The organism is Sphingomonas sp. Leaf208, from assembly GCF_001421415.1.
In the GTDB taxonomy this organism is placed as follows: Bacteria; Pseudomonadota; Alphaproteobacteria; order Sphingomonadales; family Sphingomonadaceae; genus Sphingomonas.
In genome coordinates this window covers 233,737-255,403 of the sequence record NZ_LMKH01000012.1, presented here as the reverse complement: position 1 = coordinate 255,403, position 21,667 = coordinate 233,737, and the positions used below count along the sequence as shown (strand labels likewise).

Sequence of the window (21,667 nt, the reverse complement as noted above, 5' to 3'; positions counted from 1 at the left end):
CCTTCGTTCTGAACGCGGCGTCGGCCTGAGCGTTGACGCTTTCTGACGAGGAGAGCGACGATGCCACAGGGCGACAAGAGCGCGTACACCGACAAGCAGAAGCGCAAGGCCGCGCATATCGCGGACGGCTATGAAGAGCGCGGCGTTCCGGAGAAGGAGGCCGAGGCGCGGGCCTGGGCTGCGGTGAACAAGGATTCTGGCGGAGGCAACCTGTCCGGCTCGGGCCGCGGCAAGCCCGATACGCATGCGTCTTCGCATGAGGGCGGGAAGCAGGCGGCTGGGCGTAGCGCGGCGGCGAAGTCTGCGGCGGCGAAGAAGGGTTGGGAGACACGGCGGAAGAAGGCGGGGTAGGGCCGAAGCTCGTCATCGAAGCATCTGTCATCCTGACGAAAGTCAGGATCCAGGGTTACTTGCGGTGCGCTTCACGGCTCTGGACCCTGACTTTCGTCAGGATGACGGACGGTGTCTGGGTACGTGCTTGTTAGCGCTTCAGCGTCCGAGCGTGGCTTCCGCCTCGGCAAGGTGCAAACGTTCCACCATCTGGCCGTCTAACCGGATGGCACCCTTGTCGGCATTCTCGGGCTCGGAAAAGGCGGCGACGATCGTGCGCGCCCATGCCAACTCCTCCTCGCTAGGGCCAAAACCGGCGTTGGCCGCTTCGATTTGAGACGGGTGGATCAGCGTCTTGCCGTCGAACCCGAGCGTCGCGCCTTGCGCGCACTCGGCGGCGAAGCGGGGCGGGTCGTCGAGGGCGTTGCAGACGCCGTCCAGCGCGACGATCCCGGCAGCGCGGGCGGCCATGATCGTTGCCGTGAGAGCAGGGATCAGCGGCATGCGATCGGCGCCGAGTCGGCAGCGCATCTCCTTGGCGAGATCGTTGGTGCCGATGACCAGCGCGGTGAGGCGCGTTTCGGCTGCTGCTGCGGATAGGGCGGGGAGGACGAGGATCGCGGCGCAGGTCTCGATCATTGCCCAGACTGGTGGGCCGTCTTCGCCTAGCGATGCGCGGACCGTGAGCAGGTCGGCGACAGACGAGACCTTGGGGACGAGCACCGCTGCTACGTCTATCGCGCGGATCGCGGCGATGTCGTCGGCATACCGGGGGGTGTCGAGGCCGTTGACCCTGACTACCAGTTCGCGCTCGCCGAACTCGCCTTCGCGGACGGCCTCGACCACGCGGTCACGGGCTGCGGCCTTCTCGTCGGGCGCGACGGCGTCTTCCAGGTCGAGGATGACGACGTCGCACGCGAGCGTCCGCGCCTTGGCGATGGCGCGGGCGTTCGAGGCGGGCATGTAGAGCGCGCTGCGGCGGCGTCTGGTCGTCATGCTATCGGCCGTTGCGGATCAGGTGACGACGTCGGGGGCGGTGCGGCCGGTGTGTTGGGCAATGCCGGCTATCGACTCTGCCGCGGTGACGATGCTGGCGAGCATCTCGCCGGTGTCGCGGTCGAGGTCGCCGCCGACGGGCTCGTAGCGTTCGAGGTACACGCGCAGCGTCGCACCGGTGGTGCCGGTGCCCGACAGACGGAACACGACGCGGCTGCCACCTTCGAACAGGATGCGGACACCCTGGTTGCGGCTGATCGAGCCGTCGGTCGGGTCGGTATAGGCGAACTCGTCCGCGGTCTCGACGGTGAGATCGCCGAACTGCTGGCCGGGCAGGGTGGCGAGGCTGGCGCGCAGGGCGGCCATCAACGCGTCGGCGCGCGGGGTCTCGACGCCTTCGTAATCGTGGCGCGCGTAGTAGTTGCGGCCGAACTTTGCCCAATGATCGCGGGCGATCGTGTCGACGCTGTCGCCGCGGACTGCGAGGATGTTGAGCCACGACAGGACCGCCCACAGGCCGTCCTTCTCGCGGACATGGTCGGAGCCGGTGCCGGCGCTTTCCTCGCCGCAGATCGTCGCCATGCCGGCGTCGAGCAGATTGCCGAAGAACTTCCAGCCGGTCGGGGTCTCGTAGGCTGGGATGCCGAGCGCCTGCGCGACACGGTCGGCGGCGGCGCTGGTCGGCATCGAGCGGGCGATGCCCTTGAGACCGCCTGCATAGCCGGGCGCGAGGTGTGCGTTCGCCGCGAGCATCGCGAGACTGTCCGAGGGGGTGACGAAGCGGTGCTTGCCGATGATCAGGTTGCGGTCGCCGTCGCCGTCCGACGCTGCGCCGAAATCGGGCGCGTTGGGGGCCATCATCGTCTCGTAGAGCGCGTGCGCGTGGACGAGGTTGGGATCGGGGTGATGGCCGCCGAAATCGGGGAGCGGTTCGCCGTTGCGGACGGTGCCGGGCGCGAAACCGAGGCGGCGTTCGAGGATTTCCTTAGCGTAGGGGCCGGTGACCGCGCTCATCGCGTCGAACGCCATCGTCAGTTTCGCCGCGCGAATGGCGTCGAAGTCGAACAGCGTTTCCATGAGCGCGGCGTAGTCCTCGACCGGGTCGACGACCTCGACCGGCATCGTACCGACCGTGACTTCGCCGTCGGTGTCGAGGTCGATGTCATCGGCGTCGACCGTCAGCCAGCGGTCGATCTCGAGCGTGCGTGCGTTGATCGCGTCGGTCACGGACTCAGGGGCGGGGCCGCCATTGGCGATGTTGTACTTGATCCCGAAATCCTCGTCGGGACCGCCGGGGTTGTGGCTTGCCGAGAGGACGAGGCCACCGATCGCGCCGCGCTTGCGGATCATGTGGCTGGCGGCGGGCGTCGAGAGGATACCGCCGCAGCCGACGATCACGCGGCCGAAGCCGTTCGCTGCGGCCATGCGGATCGCGACCTGGATCACTTCGCGGTTAAGGAAGCGACCGTCGCCGCCGATGACCAGAGTCGCGCCGGCCTTGTCCGCGACGACGTCGAACACGCTCTGGACGAAATTCTCGGCGTAGTTCGGTTGCTGGAAGACCTTCACCTTCTTGCGCAGGCCCGAGGTGCCGGGCTTCTGATCGGTGTAGGGCGTGGTCGATACGGTGCGGATCATGCGGTCCCCGTCAGGCTTGCGTAAAGGTCTGCGTAGCGGCGGCCGCTCTCGTCCCACGAGAAGTCCGCGCGCATCGCGTTGCGCTGCAACATGGACCAGCGATCGGGGCGTGCATAGAGGGCCATCGTTCGGCGTAGCGCGTGGCTGAGTGCTTCGGGCGTGACGCCGTCATGCTGGACGCCGGTGGCGACGCCCGCGGCGATTGCGGCTTCGTTGGCGTCGATCACGGTGTCGGCAAGCCCGCCGGTGCGCGCGACGACGGGGATGCAGCCGTAAGCTAGACCGTAGAGTTGCGTCAGGCCGCAGGGTTCGAACCGCGACGGGATCAGGATCGCGTCGGCGCCGCCTTGGAGCAGGTGCGAGACGGGCTCGTCATAGCCGATGCGGACACCGATCCGGCCGGGGTGGCGTTCGGCGGCGGCGAGGAAGGCGTGCTCGAGTTCGGTGTCGCCCGATCCGAGCAACGCGAGACGGCCGCCGAGTGCGACGAGTTCGTCGAGCGCGCCGGCGAGGACATCCATGCCTTTCTGCCAGGTCAGGCGGCTGATGACGGTGAAGATCGGGCCGTCGCCGGCGTCGAGGCCGAACAGGGTTTCGATCGCGCGCTTGTTGGTACGGCGGCGGGCGAGCGTGCGCGCGGTGTAGCGGGCGGGTAGGGACGCGTCGGTCTCAGGGTTCCAGACGGCGGGATCGATGCCGTTGACGATCCCGGTGACGCGGCCGGCGCGGTCGTTGATGAGGCCTTCGAGACCCATGCCGAACTCGCTGCGGCGGATTTCGGCGGCGTAGGTCGGGCTGACGGTGGTGATCGCGTCGGCGGCTTCGAGACCGGCCTTGAGGAAACCGACGCCACCGTAATACTCGATGCCATCGAGCGCGAAGGCTTCGTCGGGGAGCGCGAGGTCGGCGAAGATGTCGTGGCCGTAACGCCCCTGGAACGCGATGTTGTGGATCGTGACGACCGTCTTGGCGGGGACGCCGGGGCCGGGAGCGTAGCGGAGATACGCGGGGGCCATCGCCGCTTGCCAGTCGTGCGCGTGGAGGATGTCGAACGCGTAGCCGGGGACCGTGCCGGAGGCGAGATCGGCGGCGGCGCGGCTGAACGCGGCGAAGCGGCGCCAGTTGTCAGACCAGTCCGCGCCGGTCGCGTCGCCGTACGGGCCGCCGCCTCGGGCGAACAGCGCGGGGGCGTCGAGGACGAGGAGCGGGTGGTCGCCGATCTTCGCTTTCAGGATGCGGGCTTCGGTGCCGAGCAAGTCTGTGTAGCGGTGGACGACTTTCGCGCGCTTGGTGACGGCGGCGAGGGCTGGGTAGCCGGGGAGGAACGTGGTCAGCGCGACGTTATGCGGCGCGAGCGCAGCCGGAAGCGCGCCGACGACGTCCGCGAGACCACCGGTTTTTATGAGGGGATAGGCTTCCGAGGCGACGGAGAGGACGCGCATCAAATCCTCCCCGGCACGGGGAGGGGGACCGTTCGCCACTGGCGAATGGTGGAGGGGGCTCGCCGCCAACGTATCGCTTGTGGAAGCCCCCCTCCACCATGCGATGCATGGTCCCCCTCCCCGTGCCGGGGAGGATTTGCGTTGGTCATCACGCGGTGAGCCGGTCGATCATGGATTTGGTTACGAGCACGACGCCGTTGTCGGTGCGGCGGAAGCGCTGGGCGTCGGATTCTGCGTCCTCGCCTACGACCAGGCCGTCGGGGATTTCGACGCCGCGATCGACCACCACCTTCGACAGGCGCGCGCCTCGGCCGATCACGCAGTGCGGGAGGATCACCGCTTGATCGAGCATCGAGTAGCTGTGCGCGCGCGTGCCGGTGAAGATCAGGCTGCGGTGGATCGAGGAGCCGGAGATGATGCAATCGCCCGACACGAGACTCGACACCGCCTCGCCGCGGCGGCCGTCGTCGGCGTGGACGAACTTTGCGGGAGGCGTGACCTCCGAATAGGTCCAGAGTGGCCAGCTGCGATCGTAGAGGTCGAGCTTGGGCACGACGTCGGTAAGGTCGATGTTCGCCTCCCAATACGCGTCGACCGTGCCGACATCGCGCCAATAGGCCTCGACCTCGAGCCCCGAGCGGACGCAGCTGTCGGAGAAGCGATGCGCGACCGCCTTGCCGTTTTTCACGAGGTAAGGGATGATGTCCTTGCCGAAATCGCGCGACGATCCGGGGGTTGCGGCGTCGCGACGAAGCTCTTCGAACAGCAGCTTGGTCGTGAAGACGTAGATCCCCATCGATGCCAGTGCGATGTCCGGGTTGCCGGGGATCGCGGGCGGATCGGCGGGCTTCTCGACGAACGCGGTGACGTTGTCTTGCTCGTCCACGGCCATCACGCCGAAGCCGACCGCCTCCATCCGCGGCACTTCGAGGCAGGCGATTGTGACGTCCGCGCCGGTCTCGCAATGCTGTTGCAGGATCAGCTCGTAATCCATCTTGTAGATGTGGTCGCCGGCCAGGATGACCATGTATTCGGGCGCATGGCTCTCGATGATGTCGATGTTCTGGTAGACCGCGTCGGCGGTGCCCTCGTACCATTGGAACTCGCTGATGCGCTGCGACGCGGGCAGGATGTCGAAGCTCTCGTTGCGTTCCGAACGCAGGAAGTTCCAGCCGCTCTGGAGATGGCGGATCAGCGAATGCGCCTTGTACTGCGTCGCGACGCCGATCCGGCGGATGCCCGAGTTGATCGCATTCGACAGCGCGAAATCGATGATGCGCGCCTTGCCGCCGAAGTACACCGCGGGTTTCGCGCGCGTATCGGTCAGCTCCATCAGGCGACTGCCGCGGCCGCCGGCCAGCACATACGCCATCGCGTCGCGCGCCAATGGCTGTCCCCGCCGTTCCACCATGTCAGTCTCTCCCTAATATTCAGCAGTATAACGCGCCGTCACCCGCCGGTTGTTCCGTCATTGCGCCGGATCGGTCTTCGAACTCGATCAGCCTTCGTATTCGAGCATGATCGTCGCGAGCGGAGGCAGCGCGACCCAGGCCGCGCCGTCCTTCGCGACGACGCCGCCGAGATTGCCGAGGCCGCTGCCCCAATAGTCGTGCGCGTCGCTGTTGATGATCTCGCACCACCGGCCGTCGAGCGGCAGCGGTACGCGGTAGGGCGCGCGGGCGATCGGCGTCATGTTGGCGACGATCGCGATCGGCTTCGCGCCGGGGGCCTTGCGCAACCACGCGAACACCGAATTGGCGGCGTCGTCGGCGACCAGCCATTCGAACCCCTCCGCCTCGCAGTCGCGCGCGTGCAACGCCGGCTTCTCGCGGTAGACGGTGTTGAGGTCGCGGACGAGGTTGCGGATGCCCTCATGACTGCGGGAGTTGCGCAGGTCCCAGTCGAGCGCGCGGGCTTCCGACCATTCGCGGCGCTGCGCGAACTCCTGCCCCATGAAAAGCAGCTTCTTGCCCGGATAGCCCCACATGAACGCGTAATAGGCGCGCAGATTGGCGAACTGCTGCCAGTCGTCGCCGGGCATCTTGGTGAGCAGCGAACCCTTGCCGTGGACCACTTCGTCATGGCTGAGCGGCAGGACGAAATTCTCGCTGAACGCATAGACGAGCCCGAAATTGATCTCGCCGTGATGGTGCTTCCGATGCAGCGGATCGCGCGCCATGTACTGGAGCGTGTCGTGCATGAAGCCCATGTTCCACTTGAACCCGAAGCCGAGTCCCCCGCTCTTGCCGTCGTCGCTCACAGGCGCGGATACGCCGGGCCATGAGGTCGATTCCTCGGCGATCGTGAAGACGCCGGGATGCTGGCCGTAGATCTCGCGGTTCATGTCGCGGAGGAACGCCACGGCCTCCCAGTTCTCGCGGCCGCCGTCCTCGTTGGGGATCCATTCACCGCTTTTGCGCGAGTAATCGCGGTACAGCATCGACGCGACCGCATCCACGCGCAGGCCGTCGATATGATAGCGCTCGGCCCAGAAGAGCGCGTTGTTGACAAGGAACGACGTCACTTCGCGCCGCCCGAAATTGTAGATCGCGGTGTTCCAGTCGGGGTGGAAGCCGAGCCGCGGATCCTCGTGCTCGTAGAGCGCGGTGCCGTCGAACTTGGCGAGCCCGAACGCGTCGGTCGGGAAATGCGCGGGTACCCAGTCGAGTAGCACGCCGATCCCGGCGAGATGCGCGCCATCGACGAACCGCGCGAAACCGTCGACATCACCGAAGCGGGCGGACGGCGCGTACAGGCCGGTGGTCTGGTAGCCCCAGCTCGGGTCGTACGGGTGTTCGCTGATCGGCAGGAATTCGATGTGCGTGAAGCCCATCTCGACCACGTACGGGATCAAGCGATCGGCGAGCGCGTCCCAGGTCAGGAACCAGCCGTCGGCATCGCGGTCCCACGATCCGGCGTGCACCTCGTAGATGCTGATCGGCACGCGGCGCGGATCGACCGAGGCCCAATGCTTGCGGTGATCGGTGTCGGCCCAGTCGTGCGAGAGTTTCCGCGTGATCGAGGCGTTGGCGGGGCGAAGTTCGCTGGCGAAGGCGAACGGGTCGGCCTTGAGCGGCTGTAGCTGGCCGTCGGGACCGACGATCTCGAACTTGTAGGCGCGGTATTCGGCGATATCGGGGATGAAGATCTCCCACACGCCGACGTCGCCGCGCTTGCGCATCGCGTGGCGGCGGCCGTCCCAGTCGTTGAAGTCGCCGACCACCGACACGCGCTGCGCGTTGGGGGCCCAGAGCGCGAAGTGGACGCCGTGCGCGCCTTCGTGCTCGATCAGGTGGGCGCCCATCTTGTCGTGGAGGCGGCGGTGCGTGCCCTCGGCCATGAGCAGGTCGTCGATCGGGCCGAGTACGGGGCCGAAGCTGTAGGGGTCGGTGACCCACCACGATGTGTCGCCCGCCTCGGCATGGTATTTCACCGGCTGTTGCGTGCCCTCGATCGGACCCTCGAACAGGCCGCGATCGTCGATGCGGGGGAGGGTGCCGAGCGCGGTGCCGTCGAGCGCATGCGCCTCCGCCGTGTCCGCGCCGGGTAGCCAGACGCGCGCGAACACGCCGGTCGGGCCGCTGTGGACGCCAAGCAGCGAGAACGGATCGTCGTGACGCCCTTCCAGCAGGGCAAGTATGGCGCCTTCGGGTGGCTTCACATCACCGTCCAGATCTCGCGCGCGTATTCGCGGATCGTGCGGTCGGACGAGAACCAGCCGACGCGCGCGACGTTGCGGACGGTCGAGGCGACCCACGCGTCGCGGTCGTTCCAGCGCGTGTCGACCGCGCGCTGGGCGGTGGCATAGCTGTCGAAATCAGCAGCGAGCATGAACCAGTCGCCGTCGTACAGCCCGCCCATCAAGCCGGCATAGCGCGTCTTGTCGTCGGGGGAGAATACGCCGGATGCGATCGCCGACACCGCCTGGCGGAGTTCGTTCGAGCCGTCGATGACGCTGCGCGGATCATAACCGTTGGCGCGCTTCGCCTCGACCTCGTCCGCGGTCATGCCGAAGATGAAGATGTTGTCGTCGCCGACGCGGTCCTTGATCTCGATGTTCGCGCCGTCGAGCGTGCCGATCGTCAGCGCGCCGTTCATCGCGAACTTCATGTTGCCGGTGCCCGACGCCTCGAGTCCGGCGGTCGAGATCTGCTCGCTGAGGTCGGCGGCGGGGATGATCTTCTCCGCCAGCGACACGTTATAGTTGGGCAGGAACGCGACCTTGAGCAGGCCACCCACGGAGGGGTCGGCGTTGATCCGGCGCGCAACGTCGTTCGCCAGCTTGATGACGAGTTTCGCGTTGTGGTAACTCGACGCCGCCTTGCCCGCGAACAGCTTCACGCGGGGCGTCCAGTCGTGCTCGGGATGGCTGCGGATCTGGTCGTAGAGTGCGACCGTCTCGATGATGTTGAGCAGCTGGCGCTTATACTCGTGGATGCGCTTGATCTGGACGTCGAACATCGCGTCGGGGTCGATGCGGAGCCCCATCGTCTCCTTGATGTGATTAGCCAGTGCCACCTTGTTCGAACGCTTCACGCTCGAAAAGCGCTCCCTGAAACCGGAATCATCCGCGAAAACATCCAGATCGACGAGCTTTTCGGCATCGTCGAGGAAGCCGTCGCCGATCGCATCGCGGATCAGCGCGGTCAGGCCGGGGTTGCACTGCTGGAGCCAGCGACGCGGCGTGATCCCGTTGGTCTTGTTGTTGATCCGCGTCGGGTAGAGTTTGTGGAGATCGGCGAAGACTGTCTTCTTCATTAGCTGCGTATGCAGCGCGGCGACGCCGTTGACGCTGTGCGACCCGGCAAAGGCGAGGTTCGCCATCCGCACGCGTCGCTCGCCGCCCTCGTCGATCAGGCTGATCGCCGAGATTGCGCGGTCGTCGATGCCTTCCGCCCCGCGGGCTTCCCGCAACAGCTTGGCGTTGATCGCGTAGACGATCTGCATGTGGCGCGGGAGCAGGCGTTCGAACAGCGGCAGTGGCCAGCTTTCCAGCGCCTCGGGCAACAGCGTGTGGTTGGTGTAGCCGAACGTCGCGCGCGTGATCTTCCACGCCTCGTCGAACGCGAATTCGTGATGGTCGATCAGCAGCCGCATGAGTTCGGCGACCGACACCGCGGGGTGGGTGTCGTTGAGCTGGATGGCGGCCTTGTCGGGTAGCGTGCGGATGTCGCCGAAATACTGAATGTGGCGGCGGACGATGTCCTGGATCGACGCGGACGAGAAGAAATACTCCTGGCGCAGGCGGAGCTCCTGGCCGGCGGCGGTGGAGTCGTTGGGGTAGAGGACGCGGGTGAGCGTTTCCGCGCGCGTCTGATCGGCCAGTGCGCCCGAAAAATCGCCGGCGTTGAAGCGGTCGAGCTTGATCGGATCGAACGCGCGGGCGGTCCACAGGCGGAGCGTGTTGACGTGCTTGCCGCGCCAGCCGACGACGGGGGTGTCGACGGCCGTCGCCTCGACCGCCTCGGACGGGCTCCAGTGGACCTGACCGTTGTCCGCGGCCGTCACTTCGCCGCCGAAGCCGACGAAATACGCGCTCTCGCGGCGTTCGAACTCCCAGGGGTTGCCGTGCGCGAGCCAGTTCTCGGGCATCTCGACCTGCCAGCCATCATCGATGCGCTGGCGGAACATGCCGTTCACATAGCGGATGCCGTAGCCGTAGGCGGGCAGCGCGAGGCTCGCCATGCTTTCCATGAAGCAGGCGGCGAGCCGTCCGAGGCCGCCATTGCCGAGCGCCGCGTCGGGCTCGATCTCTTCGAGTTCGGCGAGATCGACGCCGTGCAGCTTCAGCGCCTGCGTAACCTCGTCGTTGCGCTGGAGATTGGTCACCGCGTCGCGCAGCAGCCGGCCGATCAGGAATTCGAGGCTCAGATAATAGACGCGCTTGGCGCCGGCCGCGTGTGCCGCCTTGGTCGAGCCCATCCAGCGTTCGACGATGTCGTTGCGGACAGTCAGGATCGTCGCGGCGAGCCAGTCGTGGGGGCGGGCGGCCTGTGCATCCTTGCCGATGCGGTGGACCAGCGTGTCGAGGATCGAGTCGGCCAGATCCTGGATGATGGGTGCTTGAACGGGCGGCTGTACGGCAGGATCTGAGGTCACGCGGTTTCCGAAATCGTTACGGTCGGAGCGATCCTAGCCGTCCGCGAGCCGATGTCACGCGGACTTCCTTCCCGTGATGGAAAAGAAGCTTGTCGATCAATGCTTTGAATTTGGGATGATCCATCACCGCGCGGGGGCGGTGGTGGACAGGGTAGGGTTCGAACCTACGTAGGAGAAACTCCGGCAGATTTACAGTCTGCTGCCTTTAACCACTCGGCCACCTGTCCAGGCCGCTTTTGCAAGCGCCGCTCTTTCAAGCGAGGCGGCTCAATGGCGAAGCGCGCTCGGTGTGTCAACGCAGGTTTTGCGAAGTTTCGTGGTTCATAGTTGCCGCGGGCGCGGAATGCCGACAAGGACGCGGCATACACAGACACGATAGAGAGCGAATATGGCACGCAAGGGACACAGGCCGAGCAAGGCACCGGCAGGCCGCCCCCGCTTCTGGGGCAAGCACGCGGTGGGCGCTGCGCTCGCCAATCCGGAGCGCACGGTGCGCAAAATCCTCGGCACGCGCGAGGCGCTCGCCGGGTTCGACCTGCCGGCCGACGTGCCGGTGACCTATGCCGAGGCGATGGATCTGGCGCGGCTGGTGCCGGGCGATGCGCCGCATCAGGGCGTGGTGATCGAGGTCGAGCCGCTCGAGGACATGTGGCTGGCCGACCTGCTGGAGCACGGCAAGGACGACAATCGGCCGTTGGTGATCTTGGACGGGGTGACCGATCCGCATAACGTCGGCGCGATTCTGCGCTCGGCGGCGGCGTTCGATGCGCTGGGGATCATTACGCCGGACCGTAACGCGCCGCCGGAATCGGGGACGATCGCTCGGGCGGCTTCGGGTGCGCTCGAGAGCGTGCCGTGGATTCGGGTGGTGAATCTGGCGCGCGCTCTGGAAGAGATTGCGGCGGCGGGGTTCTGGCGGATCGGGCTTACGGGCCACGCGACGCAGACGCTGTCGGAAGCGATGGGCGCGCAGCGGATCGCGATCGTGCTCGGCGCCGAGGGCGAGGGCATGCGCCAGAATACCGAGCAGCATTGCGACGAGCTGGCGAAACTGCCGATCTCGGAGAAGGTGGAGAGTCTGAACGTGTCGAACGCCGCGGCGATCGCGTTGTATGCGATAACGACACGCTGACCTGAACTCCCTCGCCCCTACGGGGAGAGGGAAGGGGCCCGCCGCCCTTGCGGTGGGAAGGGAGAGGGGATTGAGGCTCGGGACGGTTCATCCCAACAGCCCCTCTCCCTTCCGTCGCCTACGGCTCCTCCCTCCCTCTCCCCGGAGGGGCGAGGGACAGGGGGAATCAGTCCTCCGCTGCGATCTTTACCTTCAGGCCATCCAGCCCTTCGGTCAGCTCGATCTGACACGACAGCCGTGAAAACTCATCCCGATCACTCGTCGAATCGAGCAAATCATCCTCGTCCGGCCCCATCGGCTTAAGTTTGGCCGCAAAGTCCGGGTCGACATGGACGTGGCAGGTGGCGCACGAGCAACAGCCGCCGCACAGCGCCAGGATCTCGTCGATCCCGGCGTCGCGAATGACTTCCATCACCGAAAGGCCCGCCTCGCCGATGATCTCGCGTTCTTCCCCTTCGCGCGTCACGACGATAAGCTTGGGCATGTCATTCTCCGAAAAATCTTCGTGCGTTCATGCCGTTGCGCGAGCCAGGGATCAAGCATCATGGGCCTGAGCGCCGAGCAACTCGAAACCGCGATGGCGGCATTGTGCGAAATCGAGCCGGCGTTCGCGGTCGCGGTCAGCAATGCCGGCCACCCTGCGCCGCGGATCAGCGAGCGCGGCTTCGCGACGTTGCTGCGCACGATCGTCGGGCAGCAGGTGAGCGTCGCCTCGGCCGCGGCGGTCTGGAACAAGCTCGACGCGGTGGTCGGCGGCGCAGGCGACCCGGCGAAGATCGCCGCCGCCAGCGACGAGTTGTTGAAGAGCGCGGGACTGTCGCGCCAGAAGCTGGGATATGCGCGCAGCCTCGCGGACGAGGTGACGAGCGGACGGCTCGACCTGACCAACCTGCCCGAGGACGACGAGGAGGCGATCGCCGCGCTGGTCCGCGTGAAGGGGATCGGTCGCTGGTCGGCGGAGATCTACCTTCTGTTCGCGGAAGGGCGGACGGACATCTGGCCGGCGGGCGACCTTGCGATCCAGATCGAAGTCGGGCGCATTCTCGGCCACGAGACCCGCCCGAGCGAAAAACTGACGCGCGAACTGGCCGAGGCGTGGCGCCCGCACCGCGGTGCGGCGGCGATCTTCGCGTGGCATCATTATCAGGCGGACATGAAGGTCATCTGACTTTCTACTCCCCTCCCCGGAAGGGAGGGGCGGGGGTGGGTCGGTTTCCGCATGTATGGACGGTGATGGCTCGAGCGGGCCTACCCACCCCCAGCCCCTCCCTTTCAGGTAGGGGAGGCGCTTCCCATATATTGCTCACGTACACCCGCACACGTCGGCCCGGCGAAAGCCGGGATCTCTCCATTCGAATCGCTACACCCCCCCCAACCGGAATACCTTAGCTTTCGCTGGGGCGACGGGATGGAGGTGCGTGCATTGTCACCCGACTCGCAGCCACGCCTTGTCCCCTCTCCCTCGTTCCGGCAAAGCACCCCCCGATGTCAGCCCCCAATCTCCCCGCGTCCGGCTTCGCCAACTCGCTCGCCGAGAGTCACCGCACCGTCGTCGTCCCCGAAGGCGCGTCGTTCTGGCGGCGTCTTTTCGCGTTCGTGGGGCCGGGGTATCTCGTCGCGGTCGGCTATATGGACCCCGGTAACTGGGCGACCGACATCGCCGGCGGCTCCGCGTTCGGCTACACGCTGCTGTCGGTCGTGCTGCTGTCGAACCTCATGGCGATGGTCCTGCAAGCGCTCTCCGCGCGCCTCGGCATCGTCGCCGGGCTCGATCTCGCCCAGGCCTGTCGCGCGCATTATTCGAAGCCGGTCTCGGTCGCGCTGTGGTTCCTTTGCGAGATCGCGATCATCGCGTGCGACCTCGCCGAAGTGCTCGGCACCGCGATCGCGCTGAAACTGCTGTTCGGGCTGCCGCTGGTCTACGGCGTCGTGCTCACCGCGCTCGACGTGTTCCTGATCCTCGCGCTGCAACGCTTCGGGTTCCGCAAGCTGGAGGCGTTCGTCGTTGCGCTGCTCGTGATCATCGCGGGCTGCTTCATCTTCGAGCTGTTCCTCGCGCGGCCCGAATGGGCGGGCGTGCTCGGCGGGCTCGTCCCGACGACGCAGATCGTGACGAACCCGGCGATGCTCTACATCGCGATCGGCATCCTCGGCGCAACCGTGATGCCGCACAATCTGTATCTCCACTCGTCGATCGTCCAGACGCGCGCGTTCGCCAAGGACAAGGCCGGCAAGCGCGACGCAATCACGATGGCGACGATCGACGGCACGGTCGCGCTGGGGCTGGCGTTCTTCATCAACGCGGCGATCCTGATCCTCGCGGCGGCGACCTTCCACGTTGCCGGCCGGACCGACGTTGCCGAGATCGACCAGGCGTACCAGCTGCTCGCACCGATGCTGGGGATGGGCGCGGCGAGCGTGTTGTTCGCGGTCGCGCTGCTCGCGTCGGGGCAGAACTCGACGGTGACGGGAACGCTCGCGGGTCAGATCGTGATGGAGGGCTTCCTCAACCTCCGCATGCCGGTCTGGGCGCGGCGGCTGGTGACGCGGCTGCTGGCGATCGTGCCGGCGGTGTTCGTGGTCGGTGCTTCGGGCGATGCGGGCGCAACCAAACTGCTGGTGCTGAGCCAGGTCGTGCTCAGCCTGCAACTCCCGTTCGCGGTCGTGCCGCTGGTGAAGTTCACCGGCGATCGCACGATCATGGGCGATCTGGTCAGCCCGGCGTGGCTGAAGATCCTCGCCTGGGTGATCGCCGCGGTGATCATCGGGCTGAACGGCACGCTTCTGTACGGCATGCTGTAGATACGAAAACGGCGGCCGATCGCTCGGCCGCCGCTTCGTCATTGGTTAGCTTCGGCTGAAGCTCAACGGCACTTCACGTTGCCGCGGTCGACCGAGCGGCCCAGCAGTGCGCCGCCACCGGCACCCGCCAGCGTGCCGAGCGTGCCGCCACCGATGAGGTTCGCCAGCGCGCCGCCACCGAGCGCGCCGATCACGAGGCCGGTCGTACCGTCGTTGCGCTTGCAATAGGCGCGGCCGTCGCGACCACGATAGATGCGGTCGTTGCGGCTGAGGCGGCGCTCGCGGTACTTGCCGTCGCGGTAGCTGTTCGACGGATCCCAGTTGCGGTCGTCGCCACGCCAGTTGCGATCGTTGCCGCGGCGGTCGTTGTCGTACCGGCGATCGTCACGATCGCGACGATCGTTGTTGTCGCGGCGATCGTCGTAACGCTGTGCGGTCGCGGCGGTCGGCAGCATGGCCGGCGTTGCGACGGCGACCGACATCAACGCTGCGATAAGATGCTTCTTCATGGGATAATCTCCTGATGCGTGACACGGTAACCCGTGCCGAACCGGAAAAGTTCAAACGGCCAAGTTCAGACGCCAGTTCAGACTGTAGCCTTGTCCGCCATCGAGCAGTCGTGGCCGTTACCCGTCTCGACCTGCAACGTGGCGTGGCCGATGCCGAATTTGTCGTGGAGCATCGTCCGGGCGTCGCTGAGGAATTGGTCGCCGGGGTGGCCGGCGGGCATTACGAGATGCGCGGTGAGGACGGGTTCGGTGGTACTCATCGGCCAGATGTGGAGATCGTGGATCTCGCTCACGCCGGGCAGGCCGCACAGCGCCTCGTCGACATGGTCGAACTCGATCCCGCGGGGGACGGCGGACAGCGACATCTCGACGGTCTCGCGGAGCAGGCCCCAGGTTTGCCAGAAGATCAGGATCGCGATGACGATGCTGACCGCGGGGTCGATCCAGGTGAGGCCGGTGCGCCAGATCACGAAGCCGGCGATCACCACGCCGGCCGAGACGAGCGCGTCGGCGGCCATGTGGAGGTACGCGCCGCGGATATTGACGTCGCCCTTGCGGCCGCGTGCGAACATCCACGCGGTGAACGCGTTGACGGCGATGCCGATGCCCGCAACCATCGACACGGTCAGGCCGGCGGTGGGGGCGGGATCGGAGAAGCGCTGCGACGCCTCCAGCACGATCGCGCCGAGCGCGACCAGCAACAGCAGCGCGTTGGCCAGTGCGGCGAGGATCGTCGAGCCCTTCAGCCCGTAGGTGTAGCGCTTGGTCGGTGCGGTGCGCGCGAGCATCGTGCCGCCCCACGCGACGACGAGGCCGAGTACGTCGCACAGGTTGTGGCCGGCGTCGGCGAGCAGCGCGACCGAGTCGATGCGCAGGCCGACGATCGCCTCGACGACGACGAAGACGATGTTGAGCCCGATGCCGATCGCGAACGCGCGGTCGAACGAGGCGGGGGCGTGGCTGTGGCCATGCCCGCCATGGGAGTGTGAGTGACCATGCGAATGGCCGTGGTCGTGCCCGTGATGATGTCCGCCCAAAGCCCGCGCTCCGCTAAATCCGGCCGCCGCCTAGCATTGACGTATCGTGAGATACTAGGACGCGAGAGACATTCTCGCACGTCGCCAATCACGCACCGGTCCCCCCTCCCTGAAAGGGAGGGGCAGGGGGTGGGGCGGCCGGTTTATGTCGCAACGGCAAGGACATGCGGAACCCGACCCACCCCCAACCCCTCCCTTCCAGGGAGGGGAGCAGCTTACCCTGTCACCAACCCACTCCGTCACCCCGGCGGAGGCCGGGGCCCACCGTCCCGCGCACGCAATTCTCTCGAATGTGCGGAACGGTGGATGCCGGAACGAGCCCGGCATGACGGAGAGTTAGCCCTCGTTCGCCAAGGCCTTCAACCGGTACAGCGCGTCCAGCGCATCGCGCGGGCTCATCGCGTCGATATCCAGCTTCGCCAGATCCTCGCGCAGCACGTCGCACGCAGCCTCCTCGACCTGCGCCGCCGCCGCGAACAACGGCAGGTCGTCGAGCCCCGCCGCCAGCCCGCCGGTCTTCGCGCGCCCGGCTTCGAGCTTCGCCAGCACCGCCTTCGCCCGCGCCACCGTCACCGGCGACATCCCCGCCAGCCGCGCGACCGCCAGCCCGTAGCTCCGATCCGCCGGCCCGTCGGCGAGTTCGTGGAGCAGCACCAGCTCGCCCTTCCACTCTCGCGCGCGGACGTGGTGTAGCGACAGCGCCTCGCAGCGCTCCGCCAACCGAGTCAGCTCGTGATAATGCGTTGCGAACAGACACCTGCACCGGTTGTCTTCGTGGATCGCCTCGACCACCGCCCAGGCGATCGCGAGGCCGTCATAGGTCGAAGTCCCGCGGCCGACCTCGTCGAGGATCACGAACGACCGCGGCGTCGCCTGCGCGAGGATCGCCGCGGTCTCGACCATCTCGACCATGAAGGTGGAGCGGCCGCGCGCGAGGTTGTCCGACGCCCCGACGCGGCTGAACAGGCGATCGACAAGACCCAGCGTGGCCTTGGTCGCGGGCACGTACGACCCCGCCTGCGCAAGCACGGCTATCAGCGCGTTCTGGCGGAGGAAGGTCGATTTACCGCCCATGTTCGGGCCGGTGACGAGCCATAGCCGCGAGCTCTCCGACAGGTTGCAGTCGTTCGCCACGAACCGGTCGCCCGACTTCGCCACCGCCGCCTCGACCACCGGATGCCGGCCGCCCTCGATCTCGAAACAAGCATGATCGACCAGCGAAGGCCGCGCCCAGGCGCCTTCCGCCGCGCGCTCCGCCAGTCCGGCTGCGACGTCGAGCCGCGCGAGCGCATCCGCGGTAGCCGCAATCGCCTCGCGCCCCGCGAGAGCCTGCGCAGTCAGTTCTTCCAGATGCGCCGCTTCCGCCGCCAGCCCGTGCGCGCCGGCCTGCGACACCTTCGCTGCGACCTCGTGCAGCGCAGGCGTATTGAACCGGACCACGCCCGCGAGCGTCTGGCGATGCGTGAAGCCGCTCTCTGGCTTCATCAGCGGATCAGCCGCCCGCGCGGGCACCTCGACATGATAGCCGAGCACGCCGTTGTGGCGGATCTTCAGCGCGGTGACGCCGGTCGCGGCGCGGAACTCCGCCTCCAGTGCTGCGATCGCCCGCCGCCCGCCGGCGCCGGCATCGCGCAGATCGTCGAGCGCGGCGTCATAGCCTGCCGCGATATAGCCGCCGTCCGATGCCTCGATCGGCGGCGACGGCACCAGCGCGCGCTTGAGCAGATCGATCAGCGCGCCGTGTCCGCGCAACCTCGGCGCGATGTCCCGGAGCAGAACCGGCGGGTCGACGATCGCGTCCATCCGCTCGCCGAGGCTCCAGGCGCCGTCGAGCCCGTCGCGCAACTGCCCGAGGTCGCGCGGGCCACCACGTCCTGCCGCGAGGCGCCCGAGCGCGCGGCCGATGTCGGGCAGCGCGCGCAAGGTCGAGCGCAATCGCTCGCGCGCCGCTTGGTCGTCGTGGAACAGTCGCACCAGATCGAGCCGCGCGTCGATCGCGGCCTTGTCCATCAACGGCGCGCCGAGATCCGCGCCGAGCAACCGCGCGCCGGCTCCGGTCACGGTCCGGTCGACCGCGTCGAGCAGGCTCCCTTTGCGCACGCCGCCGGTGGTGCAGGTCAGCTCGAGGCTTTCGCGGGTGGCGGCGTCGATCGCCATGGTCTCCGCCGCTCGGCCGATCCGCGGGGGGCGGAGGAAGGGCATCGTGCCCTTCGCATTATGCTCCAGATACGCGACCAGGCCTCCGGCCGCGGCCAACCCCGCGCGGCCGAACTGCCCGAACCCGTCGAGCGTCGCCACGCCGTATAGCCGCTTCAATCGAGCCTCGCCCGCGCCGCTGTCGAAGTCGGTCTTGGGACGCAACGTGGTCGCGGCGTCTTCGAAAGCGCTGGCCTCGGACGCGACAACCTCGGCCGCGCCGAGCCGTGCAAGTTCCGCCTCGACCGCGTCGCCCGCAACCTCGACGATCTCGAACCGCCCGGTCGACACGTCCGCGGCGGCGATAGCTACCGACCCGCCAGCCTCGCCGATCGCGACGCACCAATTGTCCGACCGCGCGTCGAGCAGCGCTTCCTCGGTCAGCGTGCCCGCCGTCACCACCCGGACGATCGCGCGTGCGACGAGCGCCTTCGAGCCGCCGCGCGCCTTGGCTTCCGCCGGGCTCTCGACCTGCTCGGCGATCGCGACGCGGTGGCCGGCCTTGATCAGCCGTTGCAGGTACACCGTCGCCGCATGCACGGGCACGCCGCACATCGGGATCGGCTTGCCCTCATGCTCGCCGCGCGCGGTCAGCGCGATGTCGAGCACCCCCGCCGCGATCCGCGCATCATCCATGAACAGTTCGAAGAAATCGCCCATCCGGTAGAACAACAGGCAATCCTGCGCCTCCGCCTTCAGGCCGAGATACTGCGTCATCATGGGGGTAGGAGCGGGGTGCGACATCAGGGGCGGGTAGCGAAAAGCCGCGCCCCATAAAACCCCTCTCCCCTCGGGGAGAGGGAGGGGCCCGCGCGAAGCGTGGGAGGGTGAGGGGGAGTGAGGCTCGGGCGCGCACCCCAACCACCTCTCATCCGGCGCATCCGCGCCACCTTCTCCCCGAGGGGGAGAAGGCCGTTGAAGGCACCACCCCGCACTGGCATCACCACCCCGGCGGAGGCCGGGGCCCAGTTGGAAAGGTCGGAGTAACGACGGACCACCCTTCGCTTAGTCCGTCCCCCAACTGGGCCCCGGCCTCCGCCGGGGTGGTGCAGTTTTCGCGACGGTACCGGCATGGGCGAAGTGTCCGGGGTGACGAACGGCGACCACCTGCCTAGAAGGTCCTCCAAACCTAACGACCGCGCGAGGCCCCGCCCATGTCCGACGAAACGCTGCAATTCTCCGAACGCGAAGCCTTGCTCTTCCATTCGGAAGGTCGCCCGGGGAAGATCGAGATCATCGCGTCGAAGCCGATGGCAACGCAGCGCGATCTCGCGCTCGCCTATTCGCCCGGCGTCGCGGTGCCGGTGCAGGCGATCTACGACGATCCCGCGACCGTCTACGACTATACGGCGAAGGGGAACCTCGTCGCGGTCATCTCGAACGGCACCGCGATTCTCGGCATGGGCAATCTCGGGCCGCTCGCCAGCAAGCCGGTGATGGAAGGCAAGGCGGTGCTCTTCAAGCGCTTCGCCGACGTCGACGCGATCGACATCGAGCTGAAGACCGAGGACGTGAACCGCTTCATCGACGCGGTCGAGCTGATGGAGCCGACGTTCGGCGGCATCAACCTCGAGGACATCAAGGCGCCCGAATGCTTTATCATCGAGCAGGCGCTGCGCGAGCGGATGAACATCCCGGTCTTCCATGACGACCAGCACGGCACCGCGATCATCACTGCCGCCGGCCTGATCAACGCGTGTTTGCTGACCGGGCGCAAGCTGTCGGAGGTCAAGATCGTCGTCAACGGCGCCGGCGCCGCGGCGATCGCCTGCACCGAACTCGTGAAAGCGATGGGCGTGCGTGGCGACAACGTCATTCTCTGCGACCGGAAAGGCGTGATCTACCAGGGCCGCGAGGGCGTCGACCAGTGGAAGTCCGCCCATGCCGCGATCACCGAGACGCGCACGCTGACCGAGGCGCTGGTCGGCGCCGACGTGTTCCTGGGGCTCTCGGCGGCGGGCTCGCTGACGCCGGAGATGGTCAAGGACATGGCCCCCGCGCCGATCATCTTCGCGATGGCCAATCCCGAGCCGGAGATCCGCCCCGAACTGGCGATGGCCGCGCGCCCCGATGCGATCGTCGCGACCGGCCGCTCGGATTATCCGAACCAGGTCAACAACGTGCTCGGCTTCCCGTTCATCTTCCGCGGAGCGCTCGACGTCCGCGCGACCGGCATCAACGACGCGATGAAAATCGCCGCCGCCAACGCGATCGCGGAATTGGCGCGCGAACGCGTGCCGGAGGAAGTCGCCGCCGCGTACGGCGTCAGCCACAGCTTCGGCCCGGCGTACATCATCCCCGCGCCGTTCGATCCGCGGCTGATGGAAGTCGTCCCCGTCGCGGTCGCCAAGGCGGCAATGGCCTCGGGCGTCGCGACCAAGCCGATCCTCGACATCGAAGCGTATCGCCATTCGCTCCGCGCCCGCCTCAACCCGACCACCTCGGTCCTGTCGATGGCCTACGAAGGCGCCCGCGCGCATCCCAAGCGCGTGATCTTCGCGGAGGGCGAGGAAGAGGTCGTCCTCCGCGCCGCGATCGCCTTCAAGGAAGGGGGATATGGCACCCCGGTGCTGGTCGGTCGCGACGATGTGCCCGACCGGTTGCGCGCGCTCGGCGTCACCGATTCCGAGAGCTTCGAACTCCACAACAGCCGCGTCTCGCCGCTCGTGCCGCGGATGGTCGACTTCCTGTATTCACGGCTCCAGCGTCGCGGCTATCTGCGCCGCGATTGCGAGCGGATGGTCAACCAGGACCGCAACATCTTCGGTGCGCTGCTGCTCCAGCTCGGTGAGGGCGACGCGCTGATTACCGGCATCACGCGCACCTACGGCGAGACGATGCGCCAGATTTATCGCGTGATCGATCCGGCGGCGGGGAAGACGCCGTTCGGGATTCATCTGCTGGTCGGGCAGAGCCATACGGTCTTCATCGCCGACACCACGGTCAACGAGAGGCCTACCGCCGAACAACTGGCCGACTTCGCCGAGCAGACGGCGGCGGTCGCGCGGCGGATGGGGCATGAGCCTCGCGTGGCGTTCCTCAGCTATTCGAACTTCGGCAATCCGAAGGGCGAATGGCTCGACAATATCCGTGATGCGGTGACGGTGCTCGACGGGCGGAAAGTCGGGTTCGAGTATGAGGGCGAGATGGCGCCGGACGTAGCGCTGAACCCGAAGCAGTTGGCGAACTATCCGTTTGCGCGGCTGTCGGGGCCGGCGAACGTGCTGATCATGCCGGGGCTCCAGTCGGCGCATATCTCGGCGAAGTTGTTGCGGGAACTGGGTGGGGACTCGGTGATCGGGCCGATGCTGATCGGGATGGAGAAGCCGGTGCAGGTTGCGCCGATGACCTCGACCGCTAGCGAACTGGTTACGCTGGCCGTTCTCGCGGCAGGTGGTATCGCCCGCTAATCTCCCTCGCCCCTACGGGGATAGGGAAGGGGCCCGCGGCGCTTGCCGTGGGAAGGGAGAGGGGCTTGAGGCTCGG

Annotated in this window: 15 protein-coding genes and 1 tRNA gene; 5 read left to right on the top strand and 11 right to left on the bottom strand. The window is 67.2% G+C overall.

The features are described 5' to 3' along the window. Positions 1 to 60 precede the first annotated feature (60 nt). Positions 61 to 351, top strand: a complete 291-nt coding sequence (locus ASE69_RS07285) for a hypothetical protein (protein WP_056061052.1) — start codon at positions 61 to 63, stop codon at positions 349 to 351. Positions 352 to 489: 138 nt separating this feature from the next. Here ASE69_RS07285 and ASE69_RS07280 read toward each other — a convergent pair whose 3' ends face one another. From ASE69_RS07280 to ASE69_RS07250, 7 genes are all read right to left on the bottom strand, one after another. After that, complete coding sequence (locus tag ASE69_RS07280; protein ID WP_056484778.1) at positions 490 to 1,326, bottom strand: HpcH/HpaI aldolase/citrate lyase family protein; 837 nt, start codon at positions 1,324 to 1,326, stop codon at positions 490 to 492. 18 nt (positions 1,327 to 1,344) lie between these two features. After that, a complete protein-coding gene (locus ASE69_RS07275; RefSeq protein ID WP_056484776.1) occupies positions 1,345 to 2,964 on the bottom strand; it encodes an alpha-D-glucose phosphate-specific phosphoglucomutase in 1,620 nt (539 codons plus the stop codon). Beyond that, positions 2,961 to 4,406, bottom strand: coding sequence for a glycogen synthase GlgA (glgA, locus tag ASE69_RS07270; RefSeq protein WP_056484774.1), 1,446 nt, complete (start codon positions 4,404 to 4,406; stop codon positions 2,961 to 2,963). Before glgA ends, ASE69_RS07275 begins: the two co-directional genes overlap by 4 nt. Positions 4,407 to 4,554: 148 nt before the next feature. Next, entirely contained in the window at positions 4,555 to 5,814 is a 1,260-nt protein-coding gene (glgC, locus tag ASE69_RS07265) for a glucose-1-phosphate adenylyltransferase (protein ID WP_414882960.1), read from the bottom strand. Positions 5,815 to 5,904: 90 nt separating this feature from the next. After that, positions 5,905 to 8,067: a 1,4-alpha-glucan branching protein GlgB gene (gene glgB, locus ASE69_RS07260; protein ID WP_056484770.1), complete on the bottom strand. Its 2,163-nt coding sequence runs from the start codon at positions 8,065 to 8,067 to the stop codon at positions 5,905 to 5,907. Further along, a complete protein-coding gene (locus tag ASE69_RS07255; RefSeq protein ID WP_056485267.1) occupies positions 8,064 to 10,463 on the bottom strand; it encodes a glycogen/starch/alpha-glucan phosphorylase in 2,400 nt (799 codons plus the stop codon). Before ASE69_RS07255 ends, glgB begins: the two co-directional genes overlap by 4 nt. A gap of 182 nt (positions 10,464 to 10,645) precedes the next feature. Continuing rightward, a tRNA-Tyr gene (locus tag ASE69_RS07250) sits at positions 10,646 to 10,732 on the bottom strand. Between the two features lie 161 nt (positions 10,733 to 10,893). Here ASE69_RS07250 and rlmB point away from each other — a divergent pair. Further along, positions 10,894 to 11,637 (top strand): 23S rRNA (guanosine(2251)-2'-O)-methyltransferase RlmB, encoded by a 744-nt coding sequence (gene rlmB / locus ASE69_RS07245; RefSeq protein ID WP_056484768.1) that lies wholly within the window; start codon positions 10,894 to 10,896, stop codon positions 11,635 to 11,637. A 166-nt stretch (positions 11,638 to 11,803) separates the two neighbouring features. Here the strand turns inward: rlmB and ASE69_RS07240 are convergent, their stop codons facing one another. Continuing rightward, positions 11,804 to 12,121, bottom strand: coding sequence for a 2Fe-2S iron-sulfur cluster-binding protein (locus tag ASE69_RS07240; RefSeq protein ID WP_056484766.1), 318 nt, complete (start codon positions 12,119 to 12,121; stop codon positions 11,804 to 11,806). 60 nt (positions 12,122 to 12,181) lie between these two features. On the opposite strand from ASE69_RS07240, the gene ASE69_RS07235 reads away from it, so the two are divergent. Together ASE69_RS07235 and ASE69_RS07230 are read left to right on the top strand one after the other, a co-directional pair. Beyond that, positions 12,182 to 12,805 (top strand): DNA-3-methyladenine glycosylase family protein, encoded by a 624-nt coding sequence (locus ASE69_RS07235; protein WP_056484765.1) that lies wholly within the window; start codon positions 12,182 to 12,184, stop codon positions 12,803 to 12,805. Positions 12,806 to 13,122: 317 nt separating this feature from the next. After that, the gene (locus ASE69_RS07230) at positions 13,123 to 14,439 is read left to right on the top strand and encodes an Nramp family divalent metal transporter (RefSeq protein ID WP_056484763.1); all 1,317 of its coding nucleotides are present in this window, start codon (positions 13,123 to 13,125) and stop codon (positions 14,437 to 14,439) included. A 62-nt stretch (positions 14,440 to 14,501) separates the two neighbouring features. Here the strand turns inward: ASE69_RS07230 and ASE69_RS07225 are convergent, their stop codons facing one another. The 3 genes from ASE69_RS07225 to mutS form a co-directional block, all read right to left on the bottom strand. Next, positions 14,502 to 14,948, bottom strand: coding sequence for a hypothetical protein (locus ASE69_RS07225; protein WP_056484761.1), 447 nt, complete (start codon positions 14,946 to 14,948; stop codon positions 14,502 to 14,504). Positions 14,949 to 15,025: 77 nt separating this feature from the next. Continuing rightward, a complete protein-coding gene (locus tag ASE69_RS07220; RefSeq protein ID WP_056484758.1) occupies positions 15,026 to 15,985 on the bottom strand; it encodes a cation diffusion facilitator family transporter in 960 nt (319 codons plus the stop codon). Between the two features lie 336 nt (positions 15,986 to 16,321). Beyond that, on the bottom strand, positions 16,322 to 18,901 hold the full coding sequence (gene mutS, locus ASE69_RS07215) for a DNA mismatch repair protein MutS (RefSeq protein ID WP_056484756.1): 2,580 nt from the start codon (positions 18,899 to 18,901) through the stop codon (positions 16,322 to 16,324). Positions 18,902 to 19,335: 434 nt separating this feature from the next. Here mutS and ASE69_RS07210 point away from each other — a divergent pair, with 434 nt between their 5' ends. Next, the gene (locus ASE69_RS07210) at positions 19,336 to 21,591 is read left to right on the top strand and encodes an NADP-dependent malic enzyme (protein WP_056484754.1); all 2,256 of its coding nucleotides are present in this window, start codon (positions 19,336 to 19,338) and stop codon (positions 21,589 to 21,591) included. The last annotated feature ends 76 nt before the right edge of the window (positions 21,592 to 21,667 follow it).